The organism is Pseudonocardia sp. Ae505_Ps2 (assembly GCF_001932425.1).
In the GTDB taxonomy this organism is placed as follows: Bacteria; Actinomycetota; Actinomycetes; order Mycobacteriales; family Pseudonocardiaceae; genus Pseudonocardia.
Genome location: NZ_MCIP01000001.1, coordinates 4008461 through 4033691, shown reverse-complemented (window position 1 = coordinate 4033691; position 25231 = coordinate 4008461). Strand labels below are relative to the sequence as shown.

The following is a 25231-nucleotide window of genomic DNA, read 5'->3' as shown; positions in this document are numbered from 1 at the left end:
TCAGCGCCGGTACTCGGCGACGATCGCGGTCGCGATCTCCTGCATCTGCCGCTGACCGTCGGGGATCGTCGTCCGGCCGGCCAGCACGTCGGCGACGACCGGGCGGGTCTCGTTGCTGATCCGGGAGGTCCACGGGAACGGCTCCGGCGGCGGGGCCTTCCCGAGCGCGGTCAGCTGCGCCGGCGCGAACGGGCTGCTCGCCGGCGTCACGCTGCCCTCGCGGGCCGGGAAGGCCGCCGGCACCGCGGCCCGCGACGCCTCCTCGCCCACCGAGGCGGCGACCAGCCGGAACAGCAGGTCCTTGTCCACCTCGGTGTTCTCCGGGATGGCCCAGCCGTCCACCGACAGGGCGTTGTAGAGGACGTCCCCACCGGCGACCGACGGCGGCGCGGCGAACGCGAAGTCGGTCGCGAACCGGCTGTTGGCGGGGTCGGTGAGATCCAGCATGCGGCCGCTGAACATGATCGCGATCGCGGCCGAGCCGTTGTACATCTGCTGCTGCACCGCGGGCTGGGCGAAGGTCGTCACCTGCGGGTCCATGAACGGCAGCAGCGACCGCAGCTCGGTGAAGGCCCGCGCGGCCTGTGGGGTGTCGAAGTTCGGGCGGCCGGTGTCACGGTCGACGTAGTCGGTGCCCAGCGAGCCCAGCGCCGCGTCGTAGGCGGTCGCGACGTCCGAGCTCGCCAGCAGCGGCAGGGCCAGCGGGTAGCGGATCCCGCCCTCGCGCTGGATGCGGTCGGCGGCCTGGCGCAGCTCGGCGAAGGTCCGCGGCGGGGCGATGCCGAGGCGGTCGAACACGTCGCGGCGGTAGGCCATGACGAAGGTCTGGGCCTGCATCGGGATGCCGTAGAGCTTCCCGTCGTAGGACAGCGCCTCGCGCATCTCGGGGTTGAGCCGGTCGAGACCGAGCTCCGCGCCGTAGCGGACCATCAGATCGTCGAGCGGGTGCAGCTTGCCGGTCGAGGCCTGCTGCGGGACGACGAATCCGTAGGTCTCGAGGATGTCGTACGTGCCGTAGCGCCCGGCCAGGGTGGCCGTCGTCTTCTGCGACTGGCCCGCGTAGTCGACCGGCTCGTGGTGCAGGGTCACCCCGTCCTTGGAGCAGCTGCGCACCATGGAGTTGGTGAACGGGTCGATGGCCGAGGAGTTGTAGGCCAGGACGTTGACGTCCACCGACGACGGCGGCGGCGGGAAGTCACACGGGACGAGCGTGGCGGTGGCGGCGGGGGTCCGCGACCCGGCGCCGCACCCCGCGAGCAGCAGGACGACGGCGAGCCCCACCGCGACCACCGGAAGGCGGGCGCCGCGGCCGGCGACCACGCCCCGTGTATACATACGCATGCGCGTTCAGCTCCTGAGCGCGTCGAGTCGGATGCGGGCGCTGTCCCGGTGTCCGACGAGCTGCTCGAAGTCGGACACGGTCACGGTCGGCTCGGCCTGGGCCCGGGTCGCCTCGCGCGTGGCCCGCTGGTAGGTCAGCTGCTTGAGGAAGCCGGCCACCGACAGCCCGCCGGTGTAGCGCGCCCCCCGGGTCGTCGGCAGCACGTGGTTGGTGCCGGACATGCCCTTGTCGGCGTAGGCCACCGTCGAGTGCGGGCCGAGGAACAGCGAGCCGTAGTTGCGCAGCCGCCCCAGCCACCAGTCGAGGTCCTCGGCGATCACCTCGAGGTGCTCGGGAGCGAGGGTGTCCATGACCCGGGCGACGGTCTCGCGGTCGGGCGCCAGGTAGACCGTGCCCTGGTCGCGCCAGGCCGCGCCGGCGATCTCCGCGGTGGCCAGGCCCGCGAGCTGCTTCTCGATCTCCCGCGGGACCTCCTCGGCCAGCCGCGCGGAGGTGGTGGCCAGCGACGCGGGCGAGGTCGGCCCGTGCTCGGCCTGGGCCAGCAGGTCCGCGGCGACGGTCGCGGCGTCGGCGGTGTCGTCGGCGATCACCGCGATCTCCGACGGCCCGGCCAGCACGTCGATGCCCACCTGCCCGTAGAGCTGGCGCTTGGCCTCGGCCACGTAGGCGTTGCCGGCGCCGACGATCATGTCCGAGGGCGTCCCGTCGAGCAGCCCGAACGCCATGGCGGCGAGTGCCTGCACACCGCCGACGGCGTACACCGCGTCGGCACCGCTGATGTGCGCCGCGTAGAGCACGGCCGGGTGCGGGCGCCCGTCGCGCGAGGGCGGGGTCGCCGCGACGATGTTCGGCACGCCCGCCACCCCGGCCACCCCGACCGTCATGAACGCGCCGGCCAGCAGCGGGAACCGGCCCGCCGGGAGGTAGGCGCCGACGTTCCCGACCGGGATCAGACGCTGACCGCACACCACCCCGGGCAGGACCTCGGCCTCGAAGTCCTGCAGCCGGTCCCGCTGCATCCGCGCGAACCGACGGGTCCGGTCCGCGCCCGCCTCCAGCGCCTCGCGCAGGTCCGCGGGCAGCTCGTCCCCGGCACGAGCCAGCTCGGCGGGGCCGACGAGCAGGTCGGTGCCGGTGAACCCGTCGAGCTCCCGGGCGTAGCGCAGCACCGCGTCCATCCCGCCGGCGGAGATGGTGCGCAGCATCTCCGAGACGGTGGCGACCACGGCCGGGTCGCGCAGGTCCGCGCTGTCGACGACGGCAGGCGCCTTCGCCACGGTGACGGGCGACCCGATGCGCCGCAGGTCCGCTTCAGTAAGATGCATACGCATACACTAAGAGCAGCGGGGGGACCTGACAAGAGGCTGACGGCGTTCGGGCCGCGCGTTTCACCTCCCGGTACCCGGCGACGACCTGCGAGGCGGGTCGTGAACGGTGAGCGGGGCCACCCCACTCGTCGTGATGACCCGGCGGTGTGGGTGCTTGCCCCGACGCCTCCCGCCGTCGAGAGTCCCGGCCGTGCCCCGTGTCCTGCCCGTCCTGTTCGCCGCGGTGCTCGGTTGCGCCGTCCTACCCGCGGCCGCCGTCCCCGCGGCCGCCGAGGGACAGGGGCGGACGTTCGTCGCCGTGTCGGTCGCGACGGTGTGGACCTCACCGGACAGTCCGCGCCCGCGGGACCGGGCCGCCGTCGCCACCCCGGCCGACCCGGCCGGGTGGCTGGGGTCGATGAGCAGCGAGGACCGCCGCGAGCTCACCACCGCCTCGCGCACCCAGACCCAGGTGCTGCTCGGCGCCCCCGTGACCGTGACGGCGCGTCGCGACGGCTGGGCGCAGATCGTCGTGCCCGGCCAGCCGTCGGCCAAGGACCACCGTGGCTACCCCGGCTGGGTCCCCGAGGCCCAGCTCGTCGACGACCCCGCGTTCGGCGCGCTCGCCGCGGGGGCGCCCGCCGGCACCGTCGACGACGTCGCGACGACCTGGCTGTACCGCGACCCGGCCCGCACCGAGCGGCTGCGCGAGATCAGCGTCGGTACCCGGCTGCCGGTCGTCGGCGAGGCGGGCGACGCGGTCCGGGTCGCGCTGCCCGGCGGCGACCAGGCATGGACGGCGGCGGAGACCCTCCGGCCGGGGGCGCCACCCTCTCCGACCGGGGAGGGGCTGGTCGCGACCGCGCGGCTGTTCCTGGACCGTCCGTACCTCTGGGGCGGGCGCTCCGGGTTCGGCCCGGACTGCTCGGGCCTGACCGGGCTGGCCTACGCGCTGCACGGGATCACCGTCGGGCGCGACGCCTCCGACCAGTCCCGCGGTGGACGGCCGGTCGGCGACCCCGCCGACCTGCGGCCCGGTGACCTGCTGTTCTGGAACTCCCCCGCGACGCACGTCGCGATGTACGCCGGCGGCGGCAGGATGATCGAGGCGTTCGACGCGGCCACCCCGGTCCGGGTGACCCCGGTGCGGTTCGACGCGACGTACTCCGGGGCCCGCCGGTACCTGCCGTGATCTGAACACCTGACGAGGTGTGACCGCCGCCCCGGCAGGTCCCTTCGGCGGTCTCGGATGCCTACAGTGTCCGGCGTGCCGTCGCCGACCACCCGCACCCGCACCGACGCCTGTCCCGGCGTCGTCTCGCCGCACGCGGCCGCGGACGGGGCGCTCGCGCGGATCCGGCTGCCGGGCGGGATGGTCACCGCGGCGGCGCTGCGGGCGGTCGCGGCCCTGGCCCGCGAGGCCGGGGACGGCGCCGTCCACCTGACCTCGCGCGGGAACCTGCAGCTGCGCGGCCTCGACCCGGCCGACCCGCGCCCGGTGGAGCGGCTGACCGTGGCCGGGCTGCTGCCGTCGACCACCCACGAGCGGGTCCGCAACGTGCTGGCCTCCCCGCTCTCGGGGATCGCCGGGGGTCTTGCCGACGTCCGCGGTCTGGCCACCGCGCTCGACCGCGGCCTGTGCGCACGCCCCGCGCTGTCGGCGCTGCCCGGCCGGTTCCTGTTCGCCCTCGACGACGGCCGCGGCGACGTCGCCGCCGAGCGTGCCGACCTGTGCTGGCGGGCACGGGGCCCCGAGGAGGGCGAGCTCCTCGTGGCGGGCGTCCCGACCGGCCTGTGCTGCTCCCCCGCCGAGGCGCCCGCGCTGCTGCTCGACGCGGCCGCGGCGTTCCTCGACCTGCGGGCCGCGCACGCCGCCGACCCGGCCGCGCGGGCCTGGCGCGCCGCGGAGCTGCCCGGCGCCGCGACCGGGGTGGCGGCCCGGCTGCGCGGACACCGGTCGGTGTCCTCCCCCGGTCCGGGGCTCGACGACAGCACGCCCGGGGGTCCCGGCCCGGTGCTCGTCGGAGCGCTGGGTGGCGGCGCGCTGGGGGTCGCGCCGGTGCTCGGGGAGCTGTCGGCCGGGCAGCTGGACCTGCTGGCCGAGTCGGCTGCGCAGCTGCTGGTCACCCCGTGGCGCACCCTGGTGCTGCCCACCCCCGCACCCGGTGCCGCGGCCCGGCTGGCGGCGGCGGGGCTCGTCGTCGACCCCGGGCACCCGGCGGTGCGGGTCAGTGCCTGCGCGGGCGCTCCGGGCTGCGCGAAGTCCCGGGCCGACGTCCGCGCGCACGCGCTCGTGCTGATCGCGCGGGGCGGGCCGCGAGCGGGCGCGGGGCCCGACGCGGTGCACGTCGTCGGCTGTGGCCGGCGCTGCGGCGCCCCGCACACGGCGCACCGCGACGCGGTCGCCACCGGGCGCGACACCTACGTCATCGACGGACGCACGATCACGACCGAGGAGCTCCGCTGAGCGGGTACGACTACATCACCGACGGCAACGAGATCTACCGCCGCTCGTTCGCGACGATCCGCGCGGAGACCGATCTCTCCGGGCTCCCGCCCGGTGTCGACGACATCGCCGTCCGCATGATCCACGCCTGCGGCCAGGTCGACCTCGTCGACGACATCGCCGCCTCCGACGGCGTCGTCGCGGCCGCCCGCTCCGCGCTGCGGGCCGGTGCCCCGATCCTGTGCGACGCGATGATGGTCGCCTCCGGGGTGACCGCCGCCCGGCTCCCCGCGGACAACGAGGTGCTCTGCCTGCTGCGCGACGCCCGGGTCCCCGACCACGCGCGCCGGATCGGCAACACCCGGTCCGCGGCCGCGCTGGAGCTGCTCGCCGACCGCTTCGAGGGCGCGGTGGTCGCGATCGGGAACGCCCCGACCGCGTTGTTCCACGTGCTGGACCTCATCGACCGGGGCGACGCACCCCGCCCGGCCGCGATCATCGGCATCCCGGTCGGGTTCATCGGTGCCGCCGAGTCCAAGGTGGCCCTGTCCGAGCGGACCGACCTGGAGCACCTCGTCGTCCACGGCCGTCGTGGCGGGTCGGCGATCACCGCGGCGGCGCTGAACGCGCTGGCCCACGAACAGGAGATCATCGCGTGAACGCGCAGCAGCACAGCGAGAACGAGCCTGCGAGTGACGCGCATCAGCACAGCGAGAACGAGCCTGCGAGTGACGCGCAGCAGCACAGCGTGACGGGCACCCTCTACGGCGTCGGCCTCGGTCCGGGCGACCCCGAGCTGACGACCATTAAGGCCGCCCGGCTCGTCCGCGACGCCGACGTCATCGCCTACCACTCCGCGCGGCACGGCCGCTCCATCGCGCGCCGGATCGCCGAGCCGCACCTGTCGGGCACCGCGATCGAGGAGGCCCTGGTCTACCCGGTCACCACCGAGGCAACCGACCACCCCGGCGGCTACCAGGGCGCGATCGACGCGTTCTACGCCGAGGCCGCCGCCCGGCTCGCCGCGCACCTGGACGCGGGCCGCGACGTCGTGCTGCTCGCCGAGGGCGACCCGCTGTTCTACGGCTCCTACATGCACATGCACAAGCGCCTGGCGGGGCGCTATCGCACCGAGGTCGTGCCGGGCGTGACCTCGATCAGCGGTGCGGCCGCGGCGATCGGGCAGCCGCTGGTGGAGCGCGACGAGGTACTCACCGTGCTCCCGGGCACGCTGCCCCGTGAGGAGCTGGCCCGGCGGCTCGCGGGGACCGACTCGGCGGCGGTGATGAAGCTCGGGCGCACCTTCACCGCGGTCCGCGGGGCGATGGCCGACGCCGGCGTGCTCGACCGGGCCCGCTACGTCGAGCGGGCGACGATGGAGGGGCAGCGGACCGGGGCACTGTCCGACGTGGACCCCTCGGACGTGCCCTACTTCGCGATCACCCTGGTGCCCGGCGAGGTCGCCGCATCGGTGCCCGAGGAGGCCGTGGCGTCCGTCGCGGAGCGCGGGGGCGCGGCGGCCGAGGAGCGGTCGGTGCGCGGGCCGGGTGAGGTCGTCGTCGTCGGGACCGGGCCCGCCGGGCGGGACTGGCTGACCCCGCAGGTCGCCCGCGCGCTGTCCGAGGCGGACGACCTCGTCGGCTACGGCCCCTACCTGGACCGGGTGCCGCCGAACCCGCGTCAGACGCGGCACGCCTCGGACAACAAGGTCGAGTCCGAGCGGGCCGCGCACGCGCTGGACCTCGCCGCCTCGGGTCGGCGGGTCGCCGTCGTCTCCGCCGGGGACCCGGGGGTGTTCGCGATGGCGACCGCGGTGCTGGAGGTGGCCGCGGAGCCGAAGTACCACGACGTCCCGGTCCGGGTGCTGCCCGGCATGTCCGCGGCGCAGGCCGTGGCGGCCGCCGTCGGCGCCCCGCTGGGGCACGACCACGCCCTGATCTCGCTGTCGGACCGGCTCAAGCCGTGGGACGTCGTCGCGGACCGGCTGCGTGCCGTGGCCGCGGCCGACCTGGCGATCGCGATCTACAACCCGCGCTCGAAGGCCCGGCCGTGGCAGGTCGGGGCGGCCCGCGACGTGCTGCTGGAGCACCGCGCCCCGGACACGCCGGTGGTGCTGGGCCGCGACGTCGGCGGCGCCGGGCAGCGGGTCGTCGTCACCACGCTGGGCGAGCTGGACCCGGAGCAGGTGGACATGCGGACCCTGGTGGTCGTCGGCTCGTCGACGACCCGGGCGGTCGAGCGCGGCGGCACGACCGTCGTGTTCACCCCCCGGCACTACGGCCCCGGCGGCACGACGACCGACTGATCACATCGGCTCGTTGACGACATCCTGACGGATGCCGGTTCCGCGCTAGCGTCACGCCGTGCAACTGCGGGTGTGGCGATTCGGGCCCGACGACTGGGAGCAGGCCCGCGTGGCCCGCCTCGCGTCGGTGCGGGACGGGTTCGGTGAGGACAGCGACTTCTACCGCGAGCAGGCCGCCCTCGAACCGGCCGCCTGGCGGGTGGTCCTGACCGAGCACGTCCGCTTCGCCGCCTTCGACGGCGACCGCCCGGTCGGCACCGCGTGCTGGCGGGCCGGTGACGACGGCGACGGCCTGCTGTACGGCATGTGGGTGCACCCCGACCTTCGCGGTACCGGGGTGGCCGACGCGCTGGTCGACGCGGTCACCGCCGTCGCTCGCGAGAACGGGTCGCGCACGCTGTCGCTGAAGGTGGAGCCGGACAACGCCCGCGCGATCGCCTTCTACCTCCGGACCGGGTTCGTCGCCGACGGCGTGCCCGGTCCGGGGCTGACCGTCATGAGCCGCCCGGTCTGACCGCGTCCGCGAGCCCCAGCAGGGCCGTGAGCTCGGGCAGCCCGGAGAGTCGCAGGTCCCCGTCGAGTCCCCGCAGCGCCGCGGTCGCCGCGCCGGCGGCCCGGCCCGCGTCGAGCCCGGCCCGTGCGTCCTCGACGACGAGGCAGGTGGCCGGGTCCACCCCGAGTGCGGCCGCCGCGGCGCGGTAGCCCTCCGGGTCCGGCTTGCCGTGCCGCACGTCGTCGCGGGCGACGAGCACCGGTGCGACGATCCCGGCGGCGCCGAGGCGGGCCTCGGCGAGCCGCCGGTCGGCGCTGGTCACGACGGCCCACGGGATCCGCGCCGCGTCGAGGGCGGCGAGCAGCGCGTGCGCGCCGGGCAGCGCGACGACGTCGTCGAGGTCGTCGTACTGCAGCTCGAGCTGGCGGGCCGCGGCCGCGTCGAGCACGGCACCGGTGAGGTCCGGGCGCAGCAGCCGGATCGTGCCGTCGCTCGGCACCCCGTGCGCGACGCGGACCAGGTCGGCCTCGGCGACGCCGTACTCGCGGGCCCAGGCGGCCCAGGACCGGGCGACCGCCTCGTCGGACTCCACCAGGGTGCCGTCCATGTCGAACAGGATCGCGGCGTACACCGCACCACCCCTTTCCCTCGGACGGCGAGCATATCGAGCCTGGAAGGATCCCCTCCATGCGAGCAGTACGGATCACCGCGTTCGGTGCGCCACCCGAGGTCGTCGACCTGCCGGACCCCACGCCGCCCGCGGGCGGGGTGGTCGTGCAGGTGGAGGCGACCGGGTTGTGTGCCAGCGACCGCTTCGCCTGGGCCGGGCACGACGGCGACGTGACGCTCCCCCACGTCCCCGGCCACGAGCTGGTCGGGCGCGTGGCCGCGACCGGCACCGGGGTCACCCGGTTCCGGGCCGGTGACCGGGTCACGGCGCCGTTCGTCTGCGGCTGCGGTGTGTGCCCGGACTGCCGGGCGGGCCGCGCACAGGTCTGCCCGCACCAGCAGCAGCCCGGCTTCACCCACGACGGCTCCTTCGCCGAGCTCGTCGCGCTGCACCATGCCGACCACAACCTGGTGCCGGTCCCCGACGACGCCGACGCCGCCGGGGCCGCGCTGCTCGGCTGCCGGGTCGCCACCGCGCACCGGGCGCTGGTCGGGCGCGGCGGGCTGGTCGCCGGGGAGCGGGTCCTCGTGCTCGGCGCGGGCGGGGTCGGCCTGGCCGCGGTGCTGATCGCGGCGGCGCTGGGCGCCGAGTCGGTCGTCGCGGACCCCTCGCCCGCGGCCCGGGCCCGGGCGGTCGAGCTGGGCGCGGCGGCGGCGGTGGACACCGCCCACGGCCCGGACGCGGTCCGCGAGGCCGTCGGCGACGGCGGCGCCCGCCTCGCGGTGGAGGCCGCGGGCCGGGCGGACGCCCTGGACCTCGGCGTCCGGTCGCTGCGCAGGCAGGGGACGCTGGTGCAGATCGGCCTGCTCGCCCGGGAGCCGGTGGTGCCGGTGCCGCTGATGATCGCGCACGAGCTGACGGTCACCGGGAGCCACGGCATGGCCGCCGCGGACTACCCGGAGCTGATGGCACTCGTCGCCGAGGGCCGCCTCGACCCGGGCCGGCTGGTCACCCGGCGGACCGGGCTGGACGCGCTCGCCGGGGCGCTGGCCGCGGCCCCGGAACCGGGCGGGATCCTCGTCGGCCTGCCCTGAGCCCCGGCCTGCCCCGGGACCCGGTCCGCCCCGGGGTGCGGCGTGCCCACGTTCCGGCCTCCCCCGGGTTCCGGCAGCCCCCGGGTTCCGGATGCCCCGACGGACGACGCGCGACCGGTGGGCCGGCCGCTACCCCCGATCCGGGCCGGGCACCTCGTCCGGGGACCGCCGCGGCGCGGCGAGGCGCCGGGCGGCCTCCACGACGAAGGCACGGCGCGCGGCCCGCTCGGCCGGGTCACCGGGCTCGGCACCGGTCACCATCGAGGCGAGCTGGGGCACCGTGTGCCACCAGGCGGCCAGCGCGATCAGCGCGAACACCAGATGGGCCGGGTCGAGGCCGTCGTCGATCGTCCCGGCGCGCTGCGCGGCCGCGAACCGCTCGACCTTCTCCCGGTAGTGCCGGCTGCGCCCCGGGCGCCCGGCGACGTGTCCGGTGGCGTCCAGCCCCTCCCACTGCAGCAGCCGGGCGAGCACCGGGTGGTCGGCGTGGTGGTCGAACGTGGCCCCGGCGAACTCGCCGACGTCGTCGAGGCCGGTCCCGGTCGCGCGGACGCCGGCGGCGAGCAGCTCGAGCTGCTCGGCCAGCACGAGGTCCCAGAGTGCCTGCTTGTCGCCGAAGTAGCTGTAGAGGCGCTCCTTGTTGATCCCGGCCCGGGCGGCGATGCGGCTCATCGTCGTGCCCTCGCGGCCGCGCTCGGCGAACTCGGCGGTGGCCGCGTCCTTCAGCCTGCGTCGCGTCCCCTCGGTGTCCCAGGCCATGGCCGCACGGTAGCGGAGGGGCGTACGCTCATCTCCAACGCCATCGTTGGAGTTGGAGATGGAGATCGAGATGGAGGCCGTCATGACCGAGCCGACCGGACCGGGTGCGGGCGACGTCGCCGTCGTCACCGGCGCGAACAGCGGGATCGGGTTCGAGATCGCCCGCGGGCTGCTGGCCGCGGGACTCACCGTGTACGTCGGGGCGCGCGACGCCGCCCGCGGTGCCGACGCGGTCGCCGCACTCGGTGCGGGCGCCCGGCCGCTCGCGCTGGAGGTGACCGATGCGGCCTCGGTCGCGGCGGCGGCTGCCGCCGTCGAACGGGTGGACCTGCTGGTGAACAACGCCGGGGTGGGCGACTCGTTCGCGACGGCCCCGGAGTCGACCGCAGAGGACCTGCGCCGGGTCTACGAGGTGAACGTGTTCGGCGTCGTCACGGTGACCAACGCGTTCCTGCCCGCGCTGCGGCGCTCGGCTCATCCACGGATCCTCAACGTCTCCAGCGGGACCGGGTCGCTGACCTGGAGCACCGGCCCGAACCGGCAGTTCGACCACCGCTCGGGCGGGGGCGCGGCGGCCTACCGGTCGTCGAAGACGGCCCTGAACGCGCTCACCGTGTCCTACGCCCAGTCGCTCGCCGACGCCGGGATCGCGGTGAACGCGCTGGCCCCGGGGCTGCGGGCGACCAACCTCAACGCCCGCGCGGCCACGTCCGCCGGGGACCCGGCCGAGGCCGCCGCCGGCGCGGTGCGGCTCCTGCTGGCCCCCGACGGCGGCCCGACCGGCACCTTCGTCGACTGGACGGGCGAGCCGGTCCCCTGGTGATCAGTCCCCGAGCAGCCGGGCCAGAGCCGCCTCCACCGTGGACTCCACCGCGACCCCACCGGGCAGCGGCGGCCGGTCGACGAGCAGGACCGCCACCCCGCGCTCCCGGGCCGCGGCGAGCTTCGGCGCGGTCGCCGCGCCGCCGGAGTCCTTGGTGACCAGCACGTGCGGGACGACGGCGTCGAACAGGGCGCGCTCGTCGTCGAGGGCGAACGGGCCCCGGTCGAGCAGCAGCTCGTGCCGGGCGGGCAGCGGGCCGTCGGGCGGGTCGACCGCCCGGATCCAGAACGCCGCGTCGACATCGGCGAAGTGCGCCAGTCCCCCGCGGCCGGTCGTGAGCAGGACCCGCCCGGCGGGGCCGGGGAGCAGGTCGGGCAGCGCGGCCGCCGCGGCGGCGACCGAGGGGACCCGGTGCCACCGGTCCCCCGGCCCGGGCGTCCAGCCCGGCCGGCGCAGCACGACCAGCGGCACCCCGGTGCCCGCGCAGGCGGCGGCCGCGTTCGCGGTCATCGTCGACGCGAACGGATGGGTGGCGTCGAGCACCACCGCCACCCGCTCGGTACGCAGGTGCGCGGCCAGCCCGTCGGCACCGCCGAACCCGCCGATCCGGACCTCGCCGTCGGGCAGGGCCGGGCTGCGCACGGCCCCGGCCAGCGACGACACGACCCGGACGTCGTCGCGGACGGCCAGCGCGGCGGCCGCGGCACGGCCGTCGGTCGTACCGCCGAGGACCAGCACCGTGCGGGGAGCACTCACACCCGTCAGGGTAGGGGGATGGCGATCACGACCGTGGTGTTCGACGTCAACGAGACCCTGTCGGGCCTGACACCCATGGGGGCCCGGTTCGCCGCGCTGGGCGCACCGGAGTCGCTCGGGCCCCTGTGGTTCGCCGCGACCCTGCGCGAGGGCATGGCGCAGGCCGCGGGCGGGGAGCTGACGACCTTCGCCGAGCTGGCGACGGCGACCGCGGCCGGGCTGCTGCGCCGGCACGGGGTCACCGACCCCGACCGGGGCGCCCGGCACGTCGTCGACGGATTTCTGGAGCTGCCGGTGCACGACGACGTGCACGGCGGGGTCGCGGCGCTGCGGGCCGCGGGGCTGCGGCTGGTGACGCTGTCGAACGGCGCCGCGTCGGTGGCCGAGCGGTTGCTCGGCGACCACGGCCTGCGCGAGCAGTTCGACGCCGTGCTGTCGGTCGAGGACGCCGGGATCTGGAAGCCGGCGCCGGAGTCCTACCGGTACGCGCTGCGGGCCTGCGGGGTCGACGCGGGCGAGGCGGTGATGGTCGCGGTGCACCCGTGGGACCTGCACGGCGCCGCGCGGGTCGGGATGGCGACGGCCTGGCTGGACCGCCACGGCGACACCTGGCCCGGGTACCTCACCCCGCCGACCTTCACCGTCGGCGCGCTGGCGGCGCTGGCCGGCCACCTGGCCTGAGCCCGCGGGCCGGCCGTGGTGCCGGGCCGGCCCCGGCACGGCGTCAGACCGCCGCCAGCACCGGCTCGAACGCGATCTCGGCCGCGCCGACGAGCGCGCCGTCGCGGCCGAGCGGGGACACCGCGAGCCGGGTCCCGCCCGTGGCCCGGCTGACCAGGCTGCGTCGGCGCAGCTCGGAGCCGACCCGTTCGACGACCGACGGCGGCAGCGCCCCGAACAGGTCCCCCAGTACGACGAGCTCCGGGGCCAGCATGTTCACCACCGTGACGAGCCCGGCGGTCATCCATCCGGCGTAGTCCGCCAGCAGCCGGTCGGCCCGCCCCGGTACCGCGGCCAGGTCGCGCAGCTCGGCGACGAGCACCCCGCGCGGGGTGTCCTCGGGCAGCCCCAGCGCGCGGCACAGCGCGGGCTCGCCGACCTCGGTCTCCCAGCAGCCGTGCGAGCCGCAGAAGCACTCCCGCCCGTCCGGTCGGACCATGAGGTGCCCGAGCTCGCCGACGTAGCCGCCGGTGCCGCGCAGCGGCGTCCCGCCGGACACGACACCGCCGCCCACGCCGACGTCGGCGGACAGGTAGACCATGTCGGCGACGTCGCGGCCGATCCCGCGCAGGTGCTCGGCGAGTGCTCCGGCCTCGGCGTCGTTGGCGACCTGCACCGGCCGGGCCAGGACGGCGGCGAGCCGGGTGCCCAGGTCGACGTCGCGCCAGCCGAGGTTGGGTGCCTCGTGCACGAAGCCGTCGGAGCGCCGGACGACGCCGGGCACCGACACCCCGACCGCCTGCTCGGCGACGCCCAGCTCGTCGCGGAGCAGGGCGGCGGACTCGGCGAGGTGGGTGATCACCTCGCCGGGCAGCCGGGTGGTGCGGTGCAGGTTCCAGCTGTGCCGCCCGAGGATCTGGCCGCCGATGCCGACCATCGCCAGCGCCACCTGCTCGACCCGGATGTCGACGGCGAGCACCACCGCCGCCTGCGGGTCGGGCAGCACCAGCAGCGACGGCCGTCCGGCCCCCGAGCGCCGGGCCGGGACGGCCTCGGTGACGACGCCCGCCTCGGCGAGCCCGTCCACCACCGCCTTGATCGTGCTGCGGTTGAGGCCGAGCTCGCCGGCCAGCGTCGCGCGGGTGCAGGGTCCCTCGACGTGCAGCCGACGCAAGAGGACGGCCCGGTTGTGCCGGCGCGCGTCGTCGGGTCGGGTCCCCGATCCGGGCTGGGTCATGTCACCGGCCGGTGGCCGCCGCCCGGCGCCGTGACGCCACGTCGACACCGGCCGCGAGCAGCAGCACCAGGCCGGTCACCACGAACACGACGGCGGCGGGCTGCTTGAGCAGGCCGAGGCCGTTCTGCACCGTGGCCAGCACCGTGCCGCCGATGACGGCGTTGCTGATCCGGCCGCGTCCGCCGAACAGCGAGGTGCCGCCGATGACCGCGGCGCCGACCGCGAACAGGAGGGTGTTGCCGCCACCGGCCGCCGGGTTCACCGACCCGATCTTCGACGAGTAGACGATCGCGCCGATCGCGGCGAAGGCGGTGGAGATGACGAACACCGACGCCCGGATGCGGGCGACGTCGATGCCGGCCCGGCGCGCGGCCTCCCGGTTGCCGCCGACGGCGTAGACGTGGCGGCCGAACCGGGTCCGGTCGAGCACCCAGGTGCCGAGCACCAGCAGGACGAGCACGATCGGGACGACGTAGGGCACCCCGGCGATCGCGATGACGCCCGGTGAACGGTCCTGGACCAGCGCGAACGTCACCAGGCCGCCGAGCACCACCACCGCTCCGATCTTCAACGCGACCAGGCCCGTCGGCGGCGCGACCAGCCCGCTGCGCAGCCGGGTCCGCAGCCGGACCGTCTGGACCAGCGCGTAGCCACCGGCGACGACCACGAACAGCACCCACGACGCCGTGACCGAGAGATTGCCGTTCGCCACCGCGTTGATCAAGGGGTCCCGCAGCGCGATGGTGCCGCCGTCGCCGATGAGCTGCAGGATCACCCCCTGCCACGTGATGAACAACGCCAGCGTCACGACGAACGACGGCATCCCGATCCGGGCCACGAGGAACCCGGTGAGGCAGCCGATCACCACCCCGACGCCGACGGCGAGCCCCATCACGGTGAACGCGTTCGCCGGGACCCCGATCACGAGCACGACCGCGGTGAGCAGGCTGATCACCGACCCGGCCCACACCCGGACCAGCGCCGCGAGCACGGCACCGGCCAGCATGACCGCCACCAGCAGGACGAACACGGTGGTGCCGGTGGCGCCGAGCACGTTGCCGTCGCTCATCAGGTGCAGCGCCATCAGCGCCGCGGCCAGCCCGGACGCCGTGCCGGCGGCCAGGTCGATCTCCCCGGTGAGCAGCACGAACACCAGGCCCATCGCGATGATGGTCGGACCGGCGCCCTGTTGGAGCAGGTTGGCGAGGTTGAGCAGACTCGGGAACGTGCCGCCCGAGTCGAGCACGCTGAACAGCACGAACAGCGCGGCCAGGCCGAGCAGCGCGGGCAGCGAGCCCAGGTCGCCGCCGCGCAGCCCGCGCAGGTAGGCCGTGATCGCCTCGCGGGTGGTGCGGGCGGTGGTGTCGATGCCGAAGTCGGCGGCCCGGTTGGCGGGGTTCGCCCGGCGGGCCGCGCTCTGCTCCTGCTCGGGCGCGGGCGTCCGTTCGGTCACGGTGTCTCCTCCCGGGCCGGCCGGGCCGGACGGGTCGGGGTGGGGGGCCATCAGGACACCGCCTGCTCGGGCCGCGGCAGCCCGAGCTCGCCGGAGCGGCCCGCGGTGATGAGCGCGACGACGTCGGAGTGGGTGACCTCGCGGGTCGGGACCTGCGCGACCATCCGGCCGAGGTAGAGGCAGGCGATCCGGTCGGACACCTCGAAGACGTCGGCCATGTTGTGGCTGATGAGCACGACGCCGAGGCCCTGCTCGGCCAGCCGTCGCACGAGGTCGAGCACCTGGCGGGTCTGGGCGACGCCGAGCGCCGCGGTCGGCTCGTCGAGCAGCACGACACGCGAGTCCCAGAGCACCGCCTTGGCGATCGCGACGGTCTGGCGCTGCCCGCCGGACAGCGACGCGACCGGGGTCCGGACCGAGGTGACGGTGCGGACCGAGAGCGACGCGAGGGTGTCGCGGGCGGCCTGCTCCATCGAGCCCTCGTCGAGCATCCAGGAGCGCCCGCGCTCGCGGCCGAGGAACATGTTCTGGACGATGTCGAGGTTGTCGGCGAGCGCGAGGTCCTGGTAGACGACCTCGATGCCGAGCTTGGCGGCGTCCGACGGGCCGGCGACGGTCACCGGAGCCCCCTCGAACAGGACCTCGCCGGAGTCGATCGGGTGGATCCCCGCGACGCACTTGACCAGGGTGGACTTTCCCGCGCCGTTGTCGCCGACGAGCGCGGTGACCTCGCCGGCGCGCACGGTCAGGTCGACGTCGTGCAGGACCTGCACGGCGCCGAAGCTCTTGGAGACACCGCGCAGGGAGAGGATGGGGTCGGCCACTTCGGGCACCTTCCACGTGGGCGCCGGCCGGGCCGCGGCGGGATCACCGCCGCGGCCCGGACCGGCTGCGGGTCCTACTTGATGCCGAGCTGGCCGCAGGCGGCCTGGGTCTCGGCGTTGCAGATCTCCGAGGCCTTGACGTAGCCGGCGTCGGTGACCTTCTTGACCGAGTCCTTGGTGATCAGCTGCGGCTCGAGCAGCAGCGACTTGACATCACGGTTGCCCTTCGGGTCCTTGACCGTCTGGGTGGCGACGCCGTCGGCGGCCGCGGTGTCGCCCTTGGCCAGGGCGCCGGCGAGCTTCGCGGCGGCCTGCGCCTCCTGCTCGATCGGCTTGAACACCGTCATGTACTGGTCCCCGCGCAGGATCGCGGCGAGGCCGTCGGCGGTGGCGTCCTGGCCGGTGACCACGACCTTGCCGTTCAGGCCGTACTTGGCCAGCACCGTGACGATGGCGCCGGCGAGGCCGTCGTTGGCGGCGACGACGCCGTCGACCTTGCCGCCGTTGCCGGTGAGGATCTGCTCGAAGGTGGTGCCGCCGACCTGGTTGTCCCACTTGTCGATCTTCTGGCTCTGCACCAGCTTCAGGGCCCCGGACTCGTACTTGGGCTTCAGCACGCTCTGCTGGCCGTTGTAGAACAGGGTCGCGTTGTTGTCGGTCGGCGCGCCCTCGATCTCGATGACCTGGGCGCCCGGCTTGTTGCCGATGCCCTGGACCAGGCCCTCGCCCTGCAGGGCGCCGACCTTCTCGTTGTCGAAGGAGACGTAGTAGTCGCTGACGCCGCCGAGGTTGAGCCGGTCGTAGTCGATGACCGGGATGCCCTGGGCCTTCGCCTTCTGGGCGACGGCCGTGCCGCCGTCGCTGCTGATCGAGGCGATGATCATGACCTTGACGCCGCTGGAGATCATGCCGTCGGCCAGGGTGGAGAACTTCTGCTCGTCGCCCTGGGCGTTCTGGATGTCGGGGTCCATGCCCTCGGCGCGCAGCGCCGCGTCCAGCATGGGCTTGTCGAAGCCCTCCCAGCGGGCCGAGGAGTCGGTCTCGGGGAGGATCACCCCGACCTTCACCCCACCGCCGGACCCGCCGGAGCCACCGCCGGCGGTGTCCCCGCCGCCGCCCGCGCTGTTCTGTCCGCAGCCCGCGACGGCCAGCAGCAGGCCGAGGCCCGCCGCCGCGACCGCCCGACGCAGCCGGGGACCGCGCCCCGTGTTCCGTGCCCCCATCGGGGTCTCCCTCCACGACGTTGTGGACCGCTCGCATGATCACGAACGGGTGAATGTTGCGAGCGCCAACGTATTGGGCGGAACCGGCTCCGCAACAGCCTTCTGAATCGAGACAGTTCCCGTTTCGTCATCACGATCCGGTCACGAACGCCGACTTTGTTGCCCTCGGGCACGATCCGGAGCGCCGGAACGCCGGCCCTGCCTCAGCCGCGCAGGGTGTCCAGCAGGTCCGCCTCGACCGCGGCCAGCGCCGGGTCGGTACGGCTGCGCGGGCGCCCGGAGTCGACGACGAGCTCCCGCACCACCGTCGCCGGGCGCGGCGAGAACACCAGCACCCGGTCCGAGAGCAGGGCCGCCTCCCGCACGTCGTGGGTGATCAGGACCGTCGTCCAGCCGTAGCGGGCGCGCACCGACTCCAGCCAGTCCTGCATCGCGGTCCGGGTGAGCGCGTCCAGCGCGCCGAACGGCTCGTCGAGCAGCAGCACCTGCCGGCCCGCGACGACGGTGCGCAGCAGCGCCGCGCGCTGGCGCATGCCGCCCGAGAGCTCGCCCGGGCGGGCGTCCTCGAAGCCGGCCAGCCCGAACGGCTCGAACAGCGCGCGGGCGCGCTCGCGGGCCTCGCGGCGCGGCACGCGGGCGACCTCCAGCCCGAGGGCGGTGTTGTCGAGGACCGTGCGCCACGGGAACAGCAGGTCCTGCTGGGGCATCAGACCGAACGGGGCACCGCGCACCGGGCCGCCGTCGACCTCGATGTCGCCGGTCACCGTCGCCCCGTCGAGGATGCCCGCCAGCGCCCCGAACAGCGTCGACTTGCCGCATCCCGACGGCCCGACGAGCGACACGAACTCCCCCGGCGCGACGTCCAGGTGCACCCCGGACAGCACCGGCAGGTCGCCGTAGGACACCGACAGGTCGCGCACCACGACCTTCACCGCGCACCTCCTCCGTCGTGGTCGGCCACGTACCAGGGCGTGACCAGGCGCTGGAGCAGGAAGGTCAGTGCGAACAACGTCACCGACAGCACGGCGGTGACGCCGACCGCGGCGAGCACCAGGTCGGTGCGGAACTGGTTCTTCTGGAGCTGCATGAAGATCCCCAGGCCGGCCCGGGCGCCGACGTACTCGGCGAAGATCGCCCCGGTCACCGCGTAGGTGATCGCGATCCGCAGCGCCGTGAAGAACGACGGCAGCGCCCCCGGCAGCCGCACGTAGCGGAACCGCTGCCAGCGCGAGGCACCCATCGACCGCAGCAGGGCGGTCGCGGCGCGGTCGGTCGCGGCGAAGCCCTCGATCAGCCCGACCGCCACCGGGAAGAACGTCACCAGGGCGATGACCAGCACCTTCGGCAGCAGGCCGAAACCGAACCAGATGATGAGCAGCGGCGCGATCGCGACCACCGGCAGTGTCTGCGAGGCCACCAGGAGGGGGGTCAGCGCCCGCCGCAGCCAGGGCGAGAAGTCCACCGCGACCGCCGCGGCCCAGGCCAGCGCCATCGAGACGGTGAACCCGATCAGCGTCACCTGGACCGTCGGGAGGGTGTTCGCCCAGAGCTCGGCCCGGAACGCCCAGCCCTGCTCGACCACCCGCAGCGGCGAGGGCAGCACCTGGGGCCGGGTGCCGGCGACGGTGACCGCGACCTGCCAGGTGAGCAGCAGCGCGGTGACCAGCGCGGCGGCCGGCCACAGCCGACGGGTCACGGTGCCAGGTAGTCGTTGGTGAACCAGGTCGAGAAGTCCGGCTTCTGCCGCACCGGGGCCCCGTCCGGCCCCGCGACGGTGCCGGTGTCGTAGAGGAACCCGGAGAAGCCGGCCCACTGCTGCGGGGTCTGGAACCCCACACGGCCCTGCGCGTCGCGCAGGAAGCGCTCACTGAGCATCTGCGCGCCCCGGTCGACCAGCTCGTCGGAGGTGAACGCGCCGGGGTTGGCCTCCTTCAGCATCCGCGCCGCCGTCGCCGGGTCCTGCGCGGCCAGCGCGTAGCCCTTCTGGACGGCCTGCACGAACCTCCGGGCGGTGTCCGGGTTGTCCCGCAGCCAGGTCGAGTTGCCCAGCAGCAGCACGTTGTAGGAGTCCGGGAAGCCGTAGTCGGTGTAGCGGAAGGTACGGATCGGCTCGCCCCGCAGCTGTGCCTCGATCCCCTCGACGTTGACGAACGGCTCGGTGAAGTCGGCCTGCCCCGAGTAGAGCGCCTCGTAGGCGGCGGTGGACAGCACCTCGGTGCGGAAGTCGCCGCGCCCGCCGTCGGCCCGGATCACGGCCTGCATCTTCTGGTTCTCGCCGGGCCCGCCGAACCCGGCGTAGACCTTCCCGTCGAGGTCGCGCGGCCGCGTGAGGTCGGACCGGTCGGCGCGCACGGCGATCTCGGTGGCCCAGTGCTGCAGGATCGCCATGACCGAGGTGATGTCGGCACCCGCGGCCTTGGAGAAGGTGAACGAGTCCTGGAAGCCGACGCCGAAGTCCGCGGCGCCGGAGCCGACCAGGGTGTCCGGCGAGGTCTGGTTGTAGGGCAGGAACTCGACGTCGAGACCGGCGTCGCGGAAGTAGCCCGCCTGCTCGGCTGCGAACAACCCGATGTGGTTGGTGTTCGGCGTCCAGTCCAGCGCGACGCGGATCGGCCCACCCCCGGCCGCGGCCCCGGAGCCGTCGCCCGCGGCGCAGCCGGACAGGGCGAGCGCGAGCGCCAGCACGACGGCCAGTGGACGGAGAGCACGTGACAGCACGGGGCGGCCTCCCTACGCCGGTGTGACCCGGATCAGGTTCGAACGGTCGGCGGCCGGTCCTGCCGCCCTCTCAGCCTCGGTGCGCGGGCTCCCGCGGTACGTCCGGAGACCTTACGCGGCCCACCCGGTCCCGCCGGGGCGACGTCGGTCGCACCGCACCGTTCGGACACCCCCCGTCACCGGAGCCGCGACTTCGGTCACCTGCGGTGATCGGTCGGACGCGCCGGGCGAGCCGCCGTCCGCGGCGGTGACCACGATCGTTATCCTCACCCACCACACCCGCGACGCTGTGTCACGGACCTCGCTCGCGGGAGCTGACGCGGAAGGGACGAGATGGCGGCCTCGCTCTGGACCTCCGGCACGACCGGGCGGCCGACGCCCGACCCGGCACCCGCCCTGGTGCGGGTCGCGTTGCAGGCCGGTTCCGTCTCCGTCGCGCACGCGGACGTCGCCGCGATGCTGTCCGGGATCTGCGTCGCACTGGTGCCCGCCGCCCGGGTCGGAGGTGCGGCGCTGCTGCTGCGCGAGCCCGCCGACCCCCGCGACCCCGAGGCTCGGCGGGTCTTCGGGTCCGACACCGCCGCCCTGCGCCTCGGGGAGCTGCAGCGCCGGGCCGACGCCGGGCCGGGCCCCGCCGCCGAGCGCGGCGACCGCACGCTGACCACCCCGGACCTGACCCGGACCGGGCCGCCCGAGCTGGCCGCGGCCGCGGCCGACTGCGGCCTGGTCCGCTCGCTGTCCGTGCCGGTCCCGGTCGCCGGGCGCACCGCGGGCGCCCTGCAGCTGTTCGCCCGGGGCGGGCCCGACGACCCGCTGGGCGAGCGGCTGGTCGTCGCGCTGGCGCCGGTGGTCACCGCACTCGCGGCCCGGCTCACCGACGTCCGCGAGCTGGCCCGGCTGCAGCTGCGCACCGCGGCCTCCGCGGTGCCCGAGCAGTCCGACGCGGTCGACCGCACCGCGCTGATCCCGGCGGCCCGCCGCTCCCCCGCGGCACCGGTGGCGCCGCGGGTGCCCGCCCAGCGGCAGGCCCGGCACCGCCGGCGCGACCAGACCTGATCCCCGGGGTCAGGTCTCCGGCCGGTCCTCGCGGGACGCGCCCCGTTCGAGGAGCTGCTGGTGCTCCTGCAGGTAGGCCGACGCGCGCTGGCGGCTGACCCCGAACAGCCTGCCGATCCCGGCGATCGACTCGCCCTCGCCGTGCAGCGCGACGGCCTCCTCACGGCGGAACCGGCCACCCACGGCGCCCAGGCCGTCGAGGGTGCGGGTGAGGGTCTCGACGATCAGCGGCCGTGCCTCGCGCGGGACGATCTCCCGCCAGCTCAGCCCCTGTGCCCGCAGTTCCTGCAGCTCGGCCACCCGTCGGCGGGCCGAGGACAGCGCGGCGACCGACGCGTCCAGCTGGGCCGCGAGGGCGGCCAGCGCGGTGTCGGCGTCGTCCGCGGGCCGGTCGCGGAGGTCCGCTCCGTCGTCCGCACCACGCTCGGTCGTCGTCACGCCGTCGAGCGTACGGGGGCGGCGACGACGGGCGGTGGCCGCGGCGTACCGTGATCCACGCAAGGGGGGTTGCTCCCTCGAACAGGGCAATCCCGACAGTACGTGTGGAGGACGCGAATGGGCCGGTACGACGTCGTCATCGTCGGCGGAGGATCCGCGGGGGCGGTGCTGGCCTCGCGGCTCACGGAGGATCCCACACGCCGGGTGCTGATGCTCGAGGCGGGCCGCCCCGACCACCGCTGGGACCCGATCATCCGGATGCCCGCCGCGCTGTCCAAGGCGTGGGGCAACCCGCGCTACGACTGGTGCTACGTCACCGAGCCCGAGTCGGGTCTGGCCGGGCGGCGGATCGCCGTCCCGCGCGGGAAGGTCCTGGGCGGCAGCAGCAGCATCAACGGGATGGTCTACCAGCGGGCCCACCCGGGCGACTACGACCGCTGGTCCCGCCTGCCCGGCTGCGAGCAGTGGAGCTCGGCCCACCTGCTGCCCTACTTCCGCCGCCTGGAGCGTCGAACCTCCGAGCACGGCACCCCGCTGCCCGACGGCGGCCACGGCCCGCAGGTCCTCGAGCGGGCCCCGGCGGCCGGCCCGCTGAACGCGGCGTTCCTGGCCGCGGCCCAGCAGGCCGGGCACGCGCTGGTCGACTCGACGAACGGTCCGGTCCAGGAGGGCTTCTCCCGCACCGAACGCACGATCTCGCGCGGGCGCCGCTTCTCGGCCACCGATGCGTGGCTGCACCCGGTCGCCGGCTCCCGGCCCAACCTGACCGTGCGCACCGGCGCCCTGGTCCGCGCGCTACGCACCGACGCCCGCGGCACCCGGGTCATCGGGGTCCGCTACCGCGCCTCCGACGGCACCATCCGCGACGTCGACGCCGGCGAGACGATCCTGGCCGCCGGTTCCATCGCGACCCCGCAGCTGCTCCAGGTGTCCGGTTTCGGCGACCCGGAGCACCTCGCGGGCATCGGCGTCGAGACCCGGGTGGCGCTGCCGGGGGTCGGCGCGAACCTGCAGGACCACCTCGCGGTGCACCTGCAGCACGCCTGCTCCCAGCCGATCTCGCTGGCGCCGCAGCGGGCACCGCACCGGCTGCCCGCCGCGGCGGCCCGCTGGCTGGTCTCGGGCACCGGGGTCGGGGCGAGCAACCACTTCGAGATCGGCGGGTTCGCCTCCACCTCGATGGCCGGGGACATCCCGGACGTGATGATGCTGTTCGCGCCGGTCGCGATGCGCTTCGCGCCGGACGTCCCGCCGGTCGGGCACGGCTACGAGATGCACGTCTCGGTGATGGCGGGCGACGTCCGGGGGACGGTGCGCGCGGTGTCCCGCGACACCGCGGTCCCGCCGCGCCTGGTGCAGAACTACCTGGTCACCGACGGCGACCGGCGTCGCTGGGTGGAGGCCGTCGGCCTGGCCAGGGAGATCCTGAACCAGTCTGCGTTCGCCGACCTCGACGCCGGGGAGACCTTCCCCGGGGAGGCCGTCCGCTCCGACGCCGAGATCCTCGACTGGGTGTCCCGGCGCGCCCAGAACGGGCTGCACCCGACCAGCACCGCGCGGATGGGCACCGACGCCGACGCCGTCGTGGACCCGTCGACGCTGCAGGTGCACGGCACCGAGGGCCTGCGGATCGTCGACGCGTCGATCTTCCCGGACGTGCCCAACGCCAACACCTACGGCCCCGTGGTGGCGGTGGCCGAGCGGGCCGCCGACATCGTCACCGGCGCGACCCCGCTGCCCGCTGACCCGGCGCCGTCGCGGCGGGCCGGGACGCACGAGGGCACGGGCTCAGGGCAGGAGCCGTTCGCACCGGCATCCTGAGGCGCCCGACCTCCTGACACCCCCGACATGCCGAACGGGGCGGGGATCCGATCGGATCCCCGCCCCGTTCGCGGGTCTGTGTGTGGGGGCCGCGGCGGCCCCGGGCGTCACTCCCCGGTCTGCACCTGCACCCCGGACTCACGCAGCTTCTCGGCGTGGGCACGACCGTGGTGGTTGCAGAACAGGAGTTCCCCACCGGAGGGCAGGATCGCGCGCACCTTGGCAGCCGCACCGCAGCGGTCGCAACGGTCGGCAAGGGTCAGTTCGGGCCGGGTCAGCGTTTCGGGCTGCATAGCGGTCTCCCTCCGTCGCGGCGGCGGGCTTCGGGCGCTCGCCGCCGTATCACTGTGACGACCGCACGAGCGGCTCGCCCACACCTGTACAGACGCTCGAGGCCCCTGTACGTGTTCCCGGGATGCGTCGCGACGTCCGTCACGTGTGGCGCGGGCCGCACGGTCTGGTGGCGCCGCGATGTACCCGCGGTGACCGATTGCGTATGAAGTTCACTGCGTGTGAATCATGCGGGGAACTCGGCCGACGTGCAAGCGCGCCACGGTAAATACGGTGTGTCGCGGACTACGGTGGGCGAGTGAGTCCCCGCCCGTCGCCCGATCGTGTTCCCGCTCCGCTGCTGTTCCTGGCCGGTGGGATCTCGATGTACGTGGGGGCCGCACTGGCCGTCGGGCTGTTCGACCGGCTGGCGCCGTCGGCGGTCGCCGAGCTGCGGCTGATCGGTGCCGCGCTGCTGCTGCTGGCCTGGCGCCGCCCCGGCCGCGACGCCTGGCGCGGCGTCCGCCTCGTCCGCGCGGGGGTGTTCGGGCTGGCCACGGCCCTGATGAACGTCGCCTACTACGAGGCGATCGCCCGGCTGCCGCTCGGCACTGCGGTGGCAGTCGAGTTCACCGGACCGGTCCTGGTCGCGGCGCTCGCCTCCCGCCGGTTCCGCGACATCGGCGCGGTCGGCCTGGCCGCCGCCGGCGTGCTCCTGATCGCCGACGTCCGCTGGTCCGGCAGCCCGGCCGGGGTGCTGTGGGCCTTGGGCGCGGCGGCGATGTGGGCCGTCTACATCGTGCTGGGCAAACGGGTCGCACGCGCCGGTTCCGGCATCGACGACCTGGCGACGGGGTTCACCGTGGCCGCCGTCGTCCTGGTCCCGCTGCTGTTCGTCGGGGGTCCGGGAGCCGTGACCGGGTTCGGCGTCGCGAACCTCGCACCGCTCGCCGATCCGGCGGTGCTCGCCCTGTCCATCGGGCTGGGTGTGCTCAGCTCGCTGATCCCCTACGTGCTGGACCAGGTCGTGCTGCGCCGGGTCGGGCAGGCCCGGTTCGCGGTGCTGCTGGCGCTGCTGCCCGCCACCGCGACCCTGGTCGGGCTCGTGGTGCTCGGTCAGCTGCCCGGGACGCTGGAGGCGGTCGGGATCGGCCTGGTGGTCCTCGCCGTGGCCCTGCGGTCCCGTGACGGCGACGAACCGGTCCCCCTGCCCGCCACGTCCGCCCGGGACCGGGCCGCCCCGTCCTGACCGATCCGCCCTGACCGGCACGGCGACACGACGCCCACGGTGATCCGTTCCGCGCGCGGTGATCCGCAGTCCGCACGGTGATCCGCCGTCCGCGCGCTGATCCGGAGTCCGCACGCTGATCCGTCCGCGCACGGTCCTCCGGAGTCCGCACACTGATCCGCGGCGCTCGCTGATCCCCAGTCCGCGCTGATCCGGAGTCCGCGCGCTGATCCGCCATCCCCACGGTGATCCGCGGTGCGCGCGCAGATCCGCAGTCTGCGCGGTGATCCGCAGTCTGCGCGGTGATCCGCAGTCTGCGCGGTGATCCGCAGTCTGCGCGGTGATCCGCAGTCTGCGCGGTGATCCGC

Annotated in this window: 25 protein-coding genes and 1 riboswitch; of the genes, 11 read left to right on the top strand and 14 right to left on the bottom strand. The window is 75.1% G+C overall.

Translation table 11 applies throughout. The features are described 5' to 3' along the window. The gene (locus Ae505Ps2_RS19280) at window positions 1-1341 is read right to left on the bottom strand and encodes an extracellular solute-binding protein (RefSeq protein ID WP_083696049.1); all 1341 of its coding nucleotides are present in this window, start codon (window positions 1339-1341) and stop codon (window positions 1-3) included. Window positions 1342-1347: 6 nt separating this feature from the next. Beyond that, window positions 1348-2667, bottom strand: a complete 1320-nt coding sequence (hisD, locus tag Ae505Ps2_RS19275; protein ID WP_075553835.1) for a histidinol dehydrogenase — start codon at window positions 2665-2667, stop codon at window positions 1348-1350. A 193-nt stretch (window positions 2668-2860) separates the two neighbouring features. On the opposite strand from hisD, the gene Ae505Ps2_RS19270 reads away from it, so the two are divergent. The 5 genes from Ae505Ps2_RS19270 (at window position 2861) to Ae505Ps2_RS19250 (ending at window position 7914) form a co-directional block, all read left to right on the top strand. Continuing rightward, on the top strand, window positions 2861-3841 hold the full coding sequence (locus Ae505Ps2_RS19270) for a C40 family peptidase (RefSeq protein WP_075305760.1): 981 nt from the start codon (window positions 2861-2863) through the stop codon (window positions 3839-3841). A gap of 75 nt (window positions 3842-3916) precedes the next feature. Then, window positions 3917-5116 carry a precorrin-3B synthase gene (locus Ae505Ps2_RS19265; RefSeq protein ID WP_139318692.1) on the top strand — a complete coding sequence of 400 codons (1200 nt, stop codon included), beginning with the start codon at window positions 3917-3919 and terminating at the stop codon, window positions 5114-5116. Then, window positions 5113-5754 (top strand): precorrin-8X methylmutase, encoded by a 642-nt coding sequence (locus Ae505Ps2_RS19260; protein ID WP_060714708.1) that lies wholly within the window; start codon window positions 5113-5115, stop codon window positions 5752-5754. The genes Ae505Ps2_RS19265 and Ae505Ps2_RS19260 overlap by 4 nt, the downstream gene beginning before the upstream one ends. Before the next feature lie 89 nt (window positions 5755-5843). Beyond that, complete coding sequence (locus Ae505Ps2_RS19255) at window positions 5844-7400, top strand: precorrin-2 C(20)-methyltransferase (RefSeq protein WP_075334218.1); 1557 nt, start codon at window positions 5844-5846, stop codon at window positions 7398-7400. Window positions 7401-7458: 58 nt separating this feature from the next. Then, entirely contained in the window at window positions 7459-7914 is a 456-nt protein-coding gene (locus Ae505Ps2_RS19250; protein ID WP_075305758.1) for a GNAT family N-acetyltransferase, read from the top strand. Here the strand turns inward: Ae505Ps2_RS19250 and Ae505Ps2_RS19245 are convergent. Continuing rightward, complete coding sequence (locus tag Ae505Ps2_RS19245) at window positions 7895-8524, bottom strand: HAD-IA family hydrolase (protein WP_233147510.1); 630 nt, start codon at window positions 8522-8524, stop codon at window positions 7895-7897. The genes Ae505Ps2_RS19250 and Ae505Ps2_RS19245 overlap by 20 nt on opposite strands. 56 nt (window positions 8525-8580) lie before the next feature. Between Ae505Ps2_RS19245 and Ae505Ps2_RS19240 the strand changes: the two genes are divergently transcribed. Continuing rightward, window positions 8581-9597, top strand: coding sequence for an alcohol dehydrogenase catalytic domain-containing protein (locus Ae505Ps2_RS19240; protein ID WP_075553834.1), 1017 nt, complete (start codon window positions 8581-8583; stop codon window positions 9595-9597). A gap of 129 nt (window positions 9598-9726) precedes the next feature. On the opposite strand, the gene Ae505Ps2_RS19235 is transcribed toward Ae505Ps2_RS19240, so the two are convergent. Next, entirely contained in the window at window positions 9727-10356 is a 630-nt protein-coding gene (locus Ae505Ps2_RS19235) for a TetR family transcriptional regulator (RefSeq protein WP_075305756.1), read from the bottom strand. Window positions 10357-10414: 58 nt separating this feature from the next. Between Ae505Ps2_RS19235 and Ae505Ps2_RS19230 the strand changes: the two genes are divergently transcribed. Continuing rightward, complete coding sequence (locus Ae505Ps2_RS19230) at window positions 10415-11179, top strand: SDR family NAD(P)-dependent oxidoreductase (RefSeq protein WP_249265301.1); 765 nt, start codon at window positions 10415-10417, stop codon at window positions 11177-11179. On the opposite strand, the gene Ae505Ps2_RS19225 is transcribed toward Ae505Ps2_RS19230, so the two are convergent. Then, window positions 11180-11935 carry a cobalt-precorrin-6A reductase gene (locus tag Ae505Ps2_RS19225; protein WP_075553833.1) on the bottom strand — a complete coding sequence of 252 codons (756 nt, stop codon included), beginning with the start codon at window positions 11933-11935 and terminating at the stop codon, window positions 11180-11182. An 18-nt stretch (window positions 11936-11953) separates the two neighbouring features. On the opposite strand from Ae505Ps2_RS19225, the gene Ae505Ps2_RS19220 reads away from it, so the two are divergent. After that, window positions 11954-12616, top strand: a complete 663-nt coding sequence (locus tag Ae505Ps2_RS19220) for a haloacid dehalogenase type II (protein WP_075305754.1) — start codon at window positions 11954-11956, stop codon at window positions 12614-12616. Window positions 12617-12659: 43 nt separating this feature from the next. Here Ae505Ps2_RS19220 and Ae505Ps2_RS19215 read toward each other — a convergent pair whose 3' ends face one another. The 7 genes from Ae505Ps2_RS19215 to Ae505Ps2_RS19185 form a co-directional block, all read right to left on the bottom strand. Next, window positions 12660-13832 carry an ROK family protein gene (locus Ae505Ps2_RS19215; RefSeq protein WP_043281129.1) on the bottom strand — a complete coding sequence of 391 codons (1173 nt, stop codon included), beginning with the start codon at window positions 13830-13832 and terminating at the stop codon, window positions 12660-12662. A 1-nt stretch (window position 13833) separates the two neighbouring features. Next, the gene (locus Ae505Ps2_RS19210) at window positions 13834-15285 is read right to left on the bottom strand and encodes an ABC transporter permease (RefSeq protein WP_043281127.1); all 1452 of its coding nucleotides are present in this window, start codon (window positions 15283-15285) and stop codon (window positions 13834-13836) included. A gap of 50 nt (window positions 15286-15335) precedes the next feature. Then, entirely contained in the window at window positions 15336-16109 is a 774-nt protein-coding gene (locus tag Ae505Ps2_RS19205; RefSeq protein ID WP_075305753.1) for an ATP-binding cassette domain-containing protein, read from the bottom strand. Between the two features lie 74 nt (window positions 16110-16183). After that, window positions 16184-17332, bottom strand: a complete 1149-nt coding sequence (locus tag Ae505Ps2_RS19200; RefSeq protein WP_075305752.1) for a substrate-binding domain-containing protein — start codon at window positions 17330-17332, stop codon at window positions 16184-16186. Between the two features lie 203 nt (window positions 17333-17535). Then, entirely contained in the window at window positions 17536-18264 is a 729-nt protein-coding gene (locus Ae505Ps2_RS19195) for an ABC transporter ATP-binding protein (protein WP_020626772.1), read from the bottom strand. Further along, window positions 18261-19028 (bottom strand): ABC transporter permease, encoded by a 768-nt coding sequence (locus Ae505Ps2_RS19190; protein ID WP_020626771.1) that lies wholly within the window; start codon window positions 19026-19028, stop codon window positions 18261-18263. The genes Ae505Ps2_RS19195 and Ae505Ps2_RS19190 overlap by 4 nt, the downstream gene beginning before the upstream one ends. Continuing rightward, window positions 19025-20050: an ABC transporter substrate-binding protein gene (locus tag Ae505Ps2_RS19185; RefSeq protein ID WP_075553832.1), complete on the bottom strand. Its 1026-nt coding sequence runs from the start codon at window positions 20048-20050 to the stop codon at window positions 19025-19027. The genes Ae505Ps2_RS19190 and Ae505Ps2_RS19185 overlap by 4 nt, the downstream gene beginning before the upstream one ends. A gap of 7 nt (window positions 20051-20057) precedes the next feature. Then, window positions 20058-20147, bottom strand: a riboswitch (TPP riboswitch). A 236-nt stretch (window positions 20148-20383) separates the two neighbouring features. On the opposite strand from Ae505Ps2_RS19185, the gene Ae505Ps2_RS19180 reads away from it, so the two are divergent. Continuing rightward, complete coding sequence (locus tag Ae505Ps2_RS19180) at window positions 20384-21106, top strand: hypothetical protein (protein WP_075305749.1); 723 nt, start codon at window positions 20384-20386, stop codon at window positions 21104-21106. Between the two features lie 9 nt (window positions 21107-21115). Here the strand turns inward: Ae505Ps2_RS19180 and Ae505Ps2_RS19175 are convergent, their stop codons facing one another. Then, a complete protein-coding gene (locus Ae505Ps2_RS19175) occupies window positions 21116-21544 on the bottom strand; it encodes a hypothetical protein (RefSeq protein WP_075305748.1) in 429 nt (142 codons plus the stop codon). Window positions 21545-21661: 117 nt separating this feature from the next. Here Ae505Ps2_RS19175 and Ae505Ps2_RS19170 point away from each other — a divergent pair, with 117 nt between their 5' ends. Further along, entirely contained in the window at window positions 21662-23365 is a 1704-nt protein-coding gene (locus Ae505Ps2_RS19170) for a choline dehydrogenase (protein ID WP_075553831.1), read from the top strand. Window positions 23366-23472: 107 nt separating this feature from the next. Here Ae505Ps2_RS19170 and Ae505Ps2_RS19165 read toward each other — a convergent pair whose 3' ends face one another. After that, complete coding sequence (locus tag Ae505Ps2_RS19165; RefSeq protein ID WP_020623547.1) at window positions 23473-23658, bottom strand: hypothetical protein; 186 nt, start codon at window positions 23656-23658, stop codon at window positions 23473-23475. Between the two features lie 362 nt (window positions 23659-24020). Here Ae505Ps2_RS19165 and Ae505Ps2_RS19160 point away from each other — a divergent pair, with 362 nt between their 5' ends. After that, entirely contained in the window at window positions 24021-24884 is an 864-nt protein-coding gene (locus Ae505Ps2_RS19160) for an EamA family transporter (RefSeq protein ID WP_170917141.1), read from the top strand. Window positions 24885-25231: the final 347 nt, after the last annotated feature.

What these genes read in the sequence shown, in the direction of transcription:
- Ae505Ps2_RS19280 (WP_083696049.1), bottom strand. Translation starts at nt 1,341, where the DNA reads ATGCGTATGTATACACGGGGCGTGGTCGCCGGCCGCGGCGCCCGCCTT.
- hisD (WP_075553835.1), bottom strand. Translation starts at nt 2,667, where the DNA reads ATGCATCTTACTGAAGCGGACCTGCGGCGCATCGGGTCGCCCGTCACC.
- Ae505Ps2_RS19240 (WP_075553834.1), top strand. Translation starts at nt 8,581, where the DNA reads ATGCGAGCAGTACGGATCACCGCGTTCGGTGCGCCACCCGAGGTCGTC.
- Ae505Ps2_RS19235 (WP_075305756.1), bottom strand. Translation starts at nt 10,356, where the DNA reads ATGGCCTGGGACACCGAGGGGACGCGACGCAGGCTGAAGGACGCGGCC.
- Ae505Ps2_RS19230 (WP_249265301.1), top strand. Translation starts at nt 10,415, where the DNA reads ATGGAGATCGAGATGGAGGCCGTCATGACCGAGCCGACCGGACCGGGT.
- Ae505Ps2_RS19220 (WP_075305754.1), top strand. Translation starts at nt 11,954, where the DNA reads ATGGCGATCACGACCGTGGTGTTCGACGTCAACGAGACCCTGTCGGGC.
- Ae505Ps2_RS19215 (WP_043281129.1), bottom strand. Translation starts at nt 13,832, where the DNA reads ATGACCCAGCCCGGATCGGGGACCCGACCCGACGACGCGCGCCGGCAC.
- Ae505Ps2_RS19200 (WP_075305752.1), bottom strand. Translation starts at nt 17,332, where the DNA reads ATGGGGGCACGGAACACGGGGCGCGGTCCCCGGCTGCGTCGGGCGGTC.
- Ae505Ps2_RS19180 (WP_075305749.1), top strand. Translation starts at nt 20,384, where the DNA reads ATGGCGGCCTCGCTCTGGACCTCCGGCACGACCGGGCGGCCGACGCCC.
- Ae505Ps2_RS19170 (WP_075553831.1), top strand. Translation starts at nt 21,662, where the DNA reads ATGGGCCGGTACGACGTCGTCATCGTCGGCGGAGGATCCGCGGGGGCG.
- Ae505Ps2_RS19165 (WP_020623547.1), bottom strand. Translation starts at nt 23,658, where the DNA reads ATGCAGCCCGAAACGCTGACCCGGCCCGAACTGACCCTTGCCGACCGT.
- Ae505Ps2_RS19160 (WP_170917141.1), top strand. Translation starts at nt 24,021, where the DNA reads ATGTACGTGGGGGCCGCACTGGCCGTCGGGCTGTTCGACCGGCTGGCG.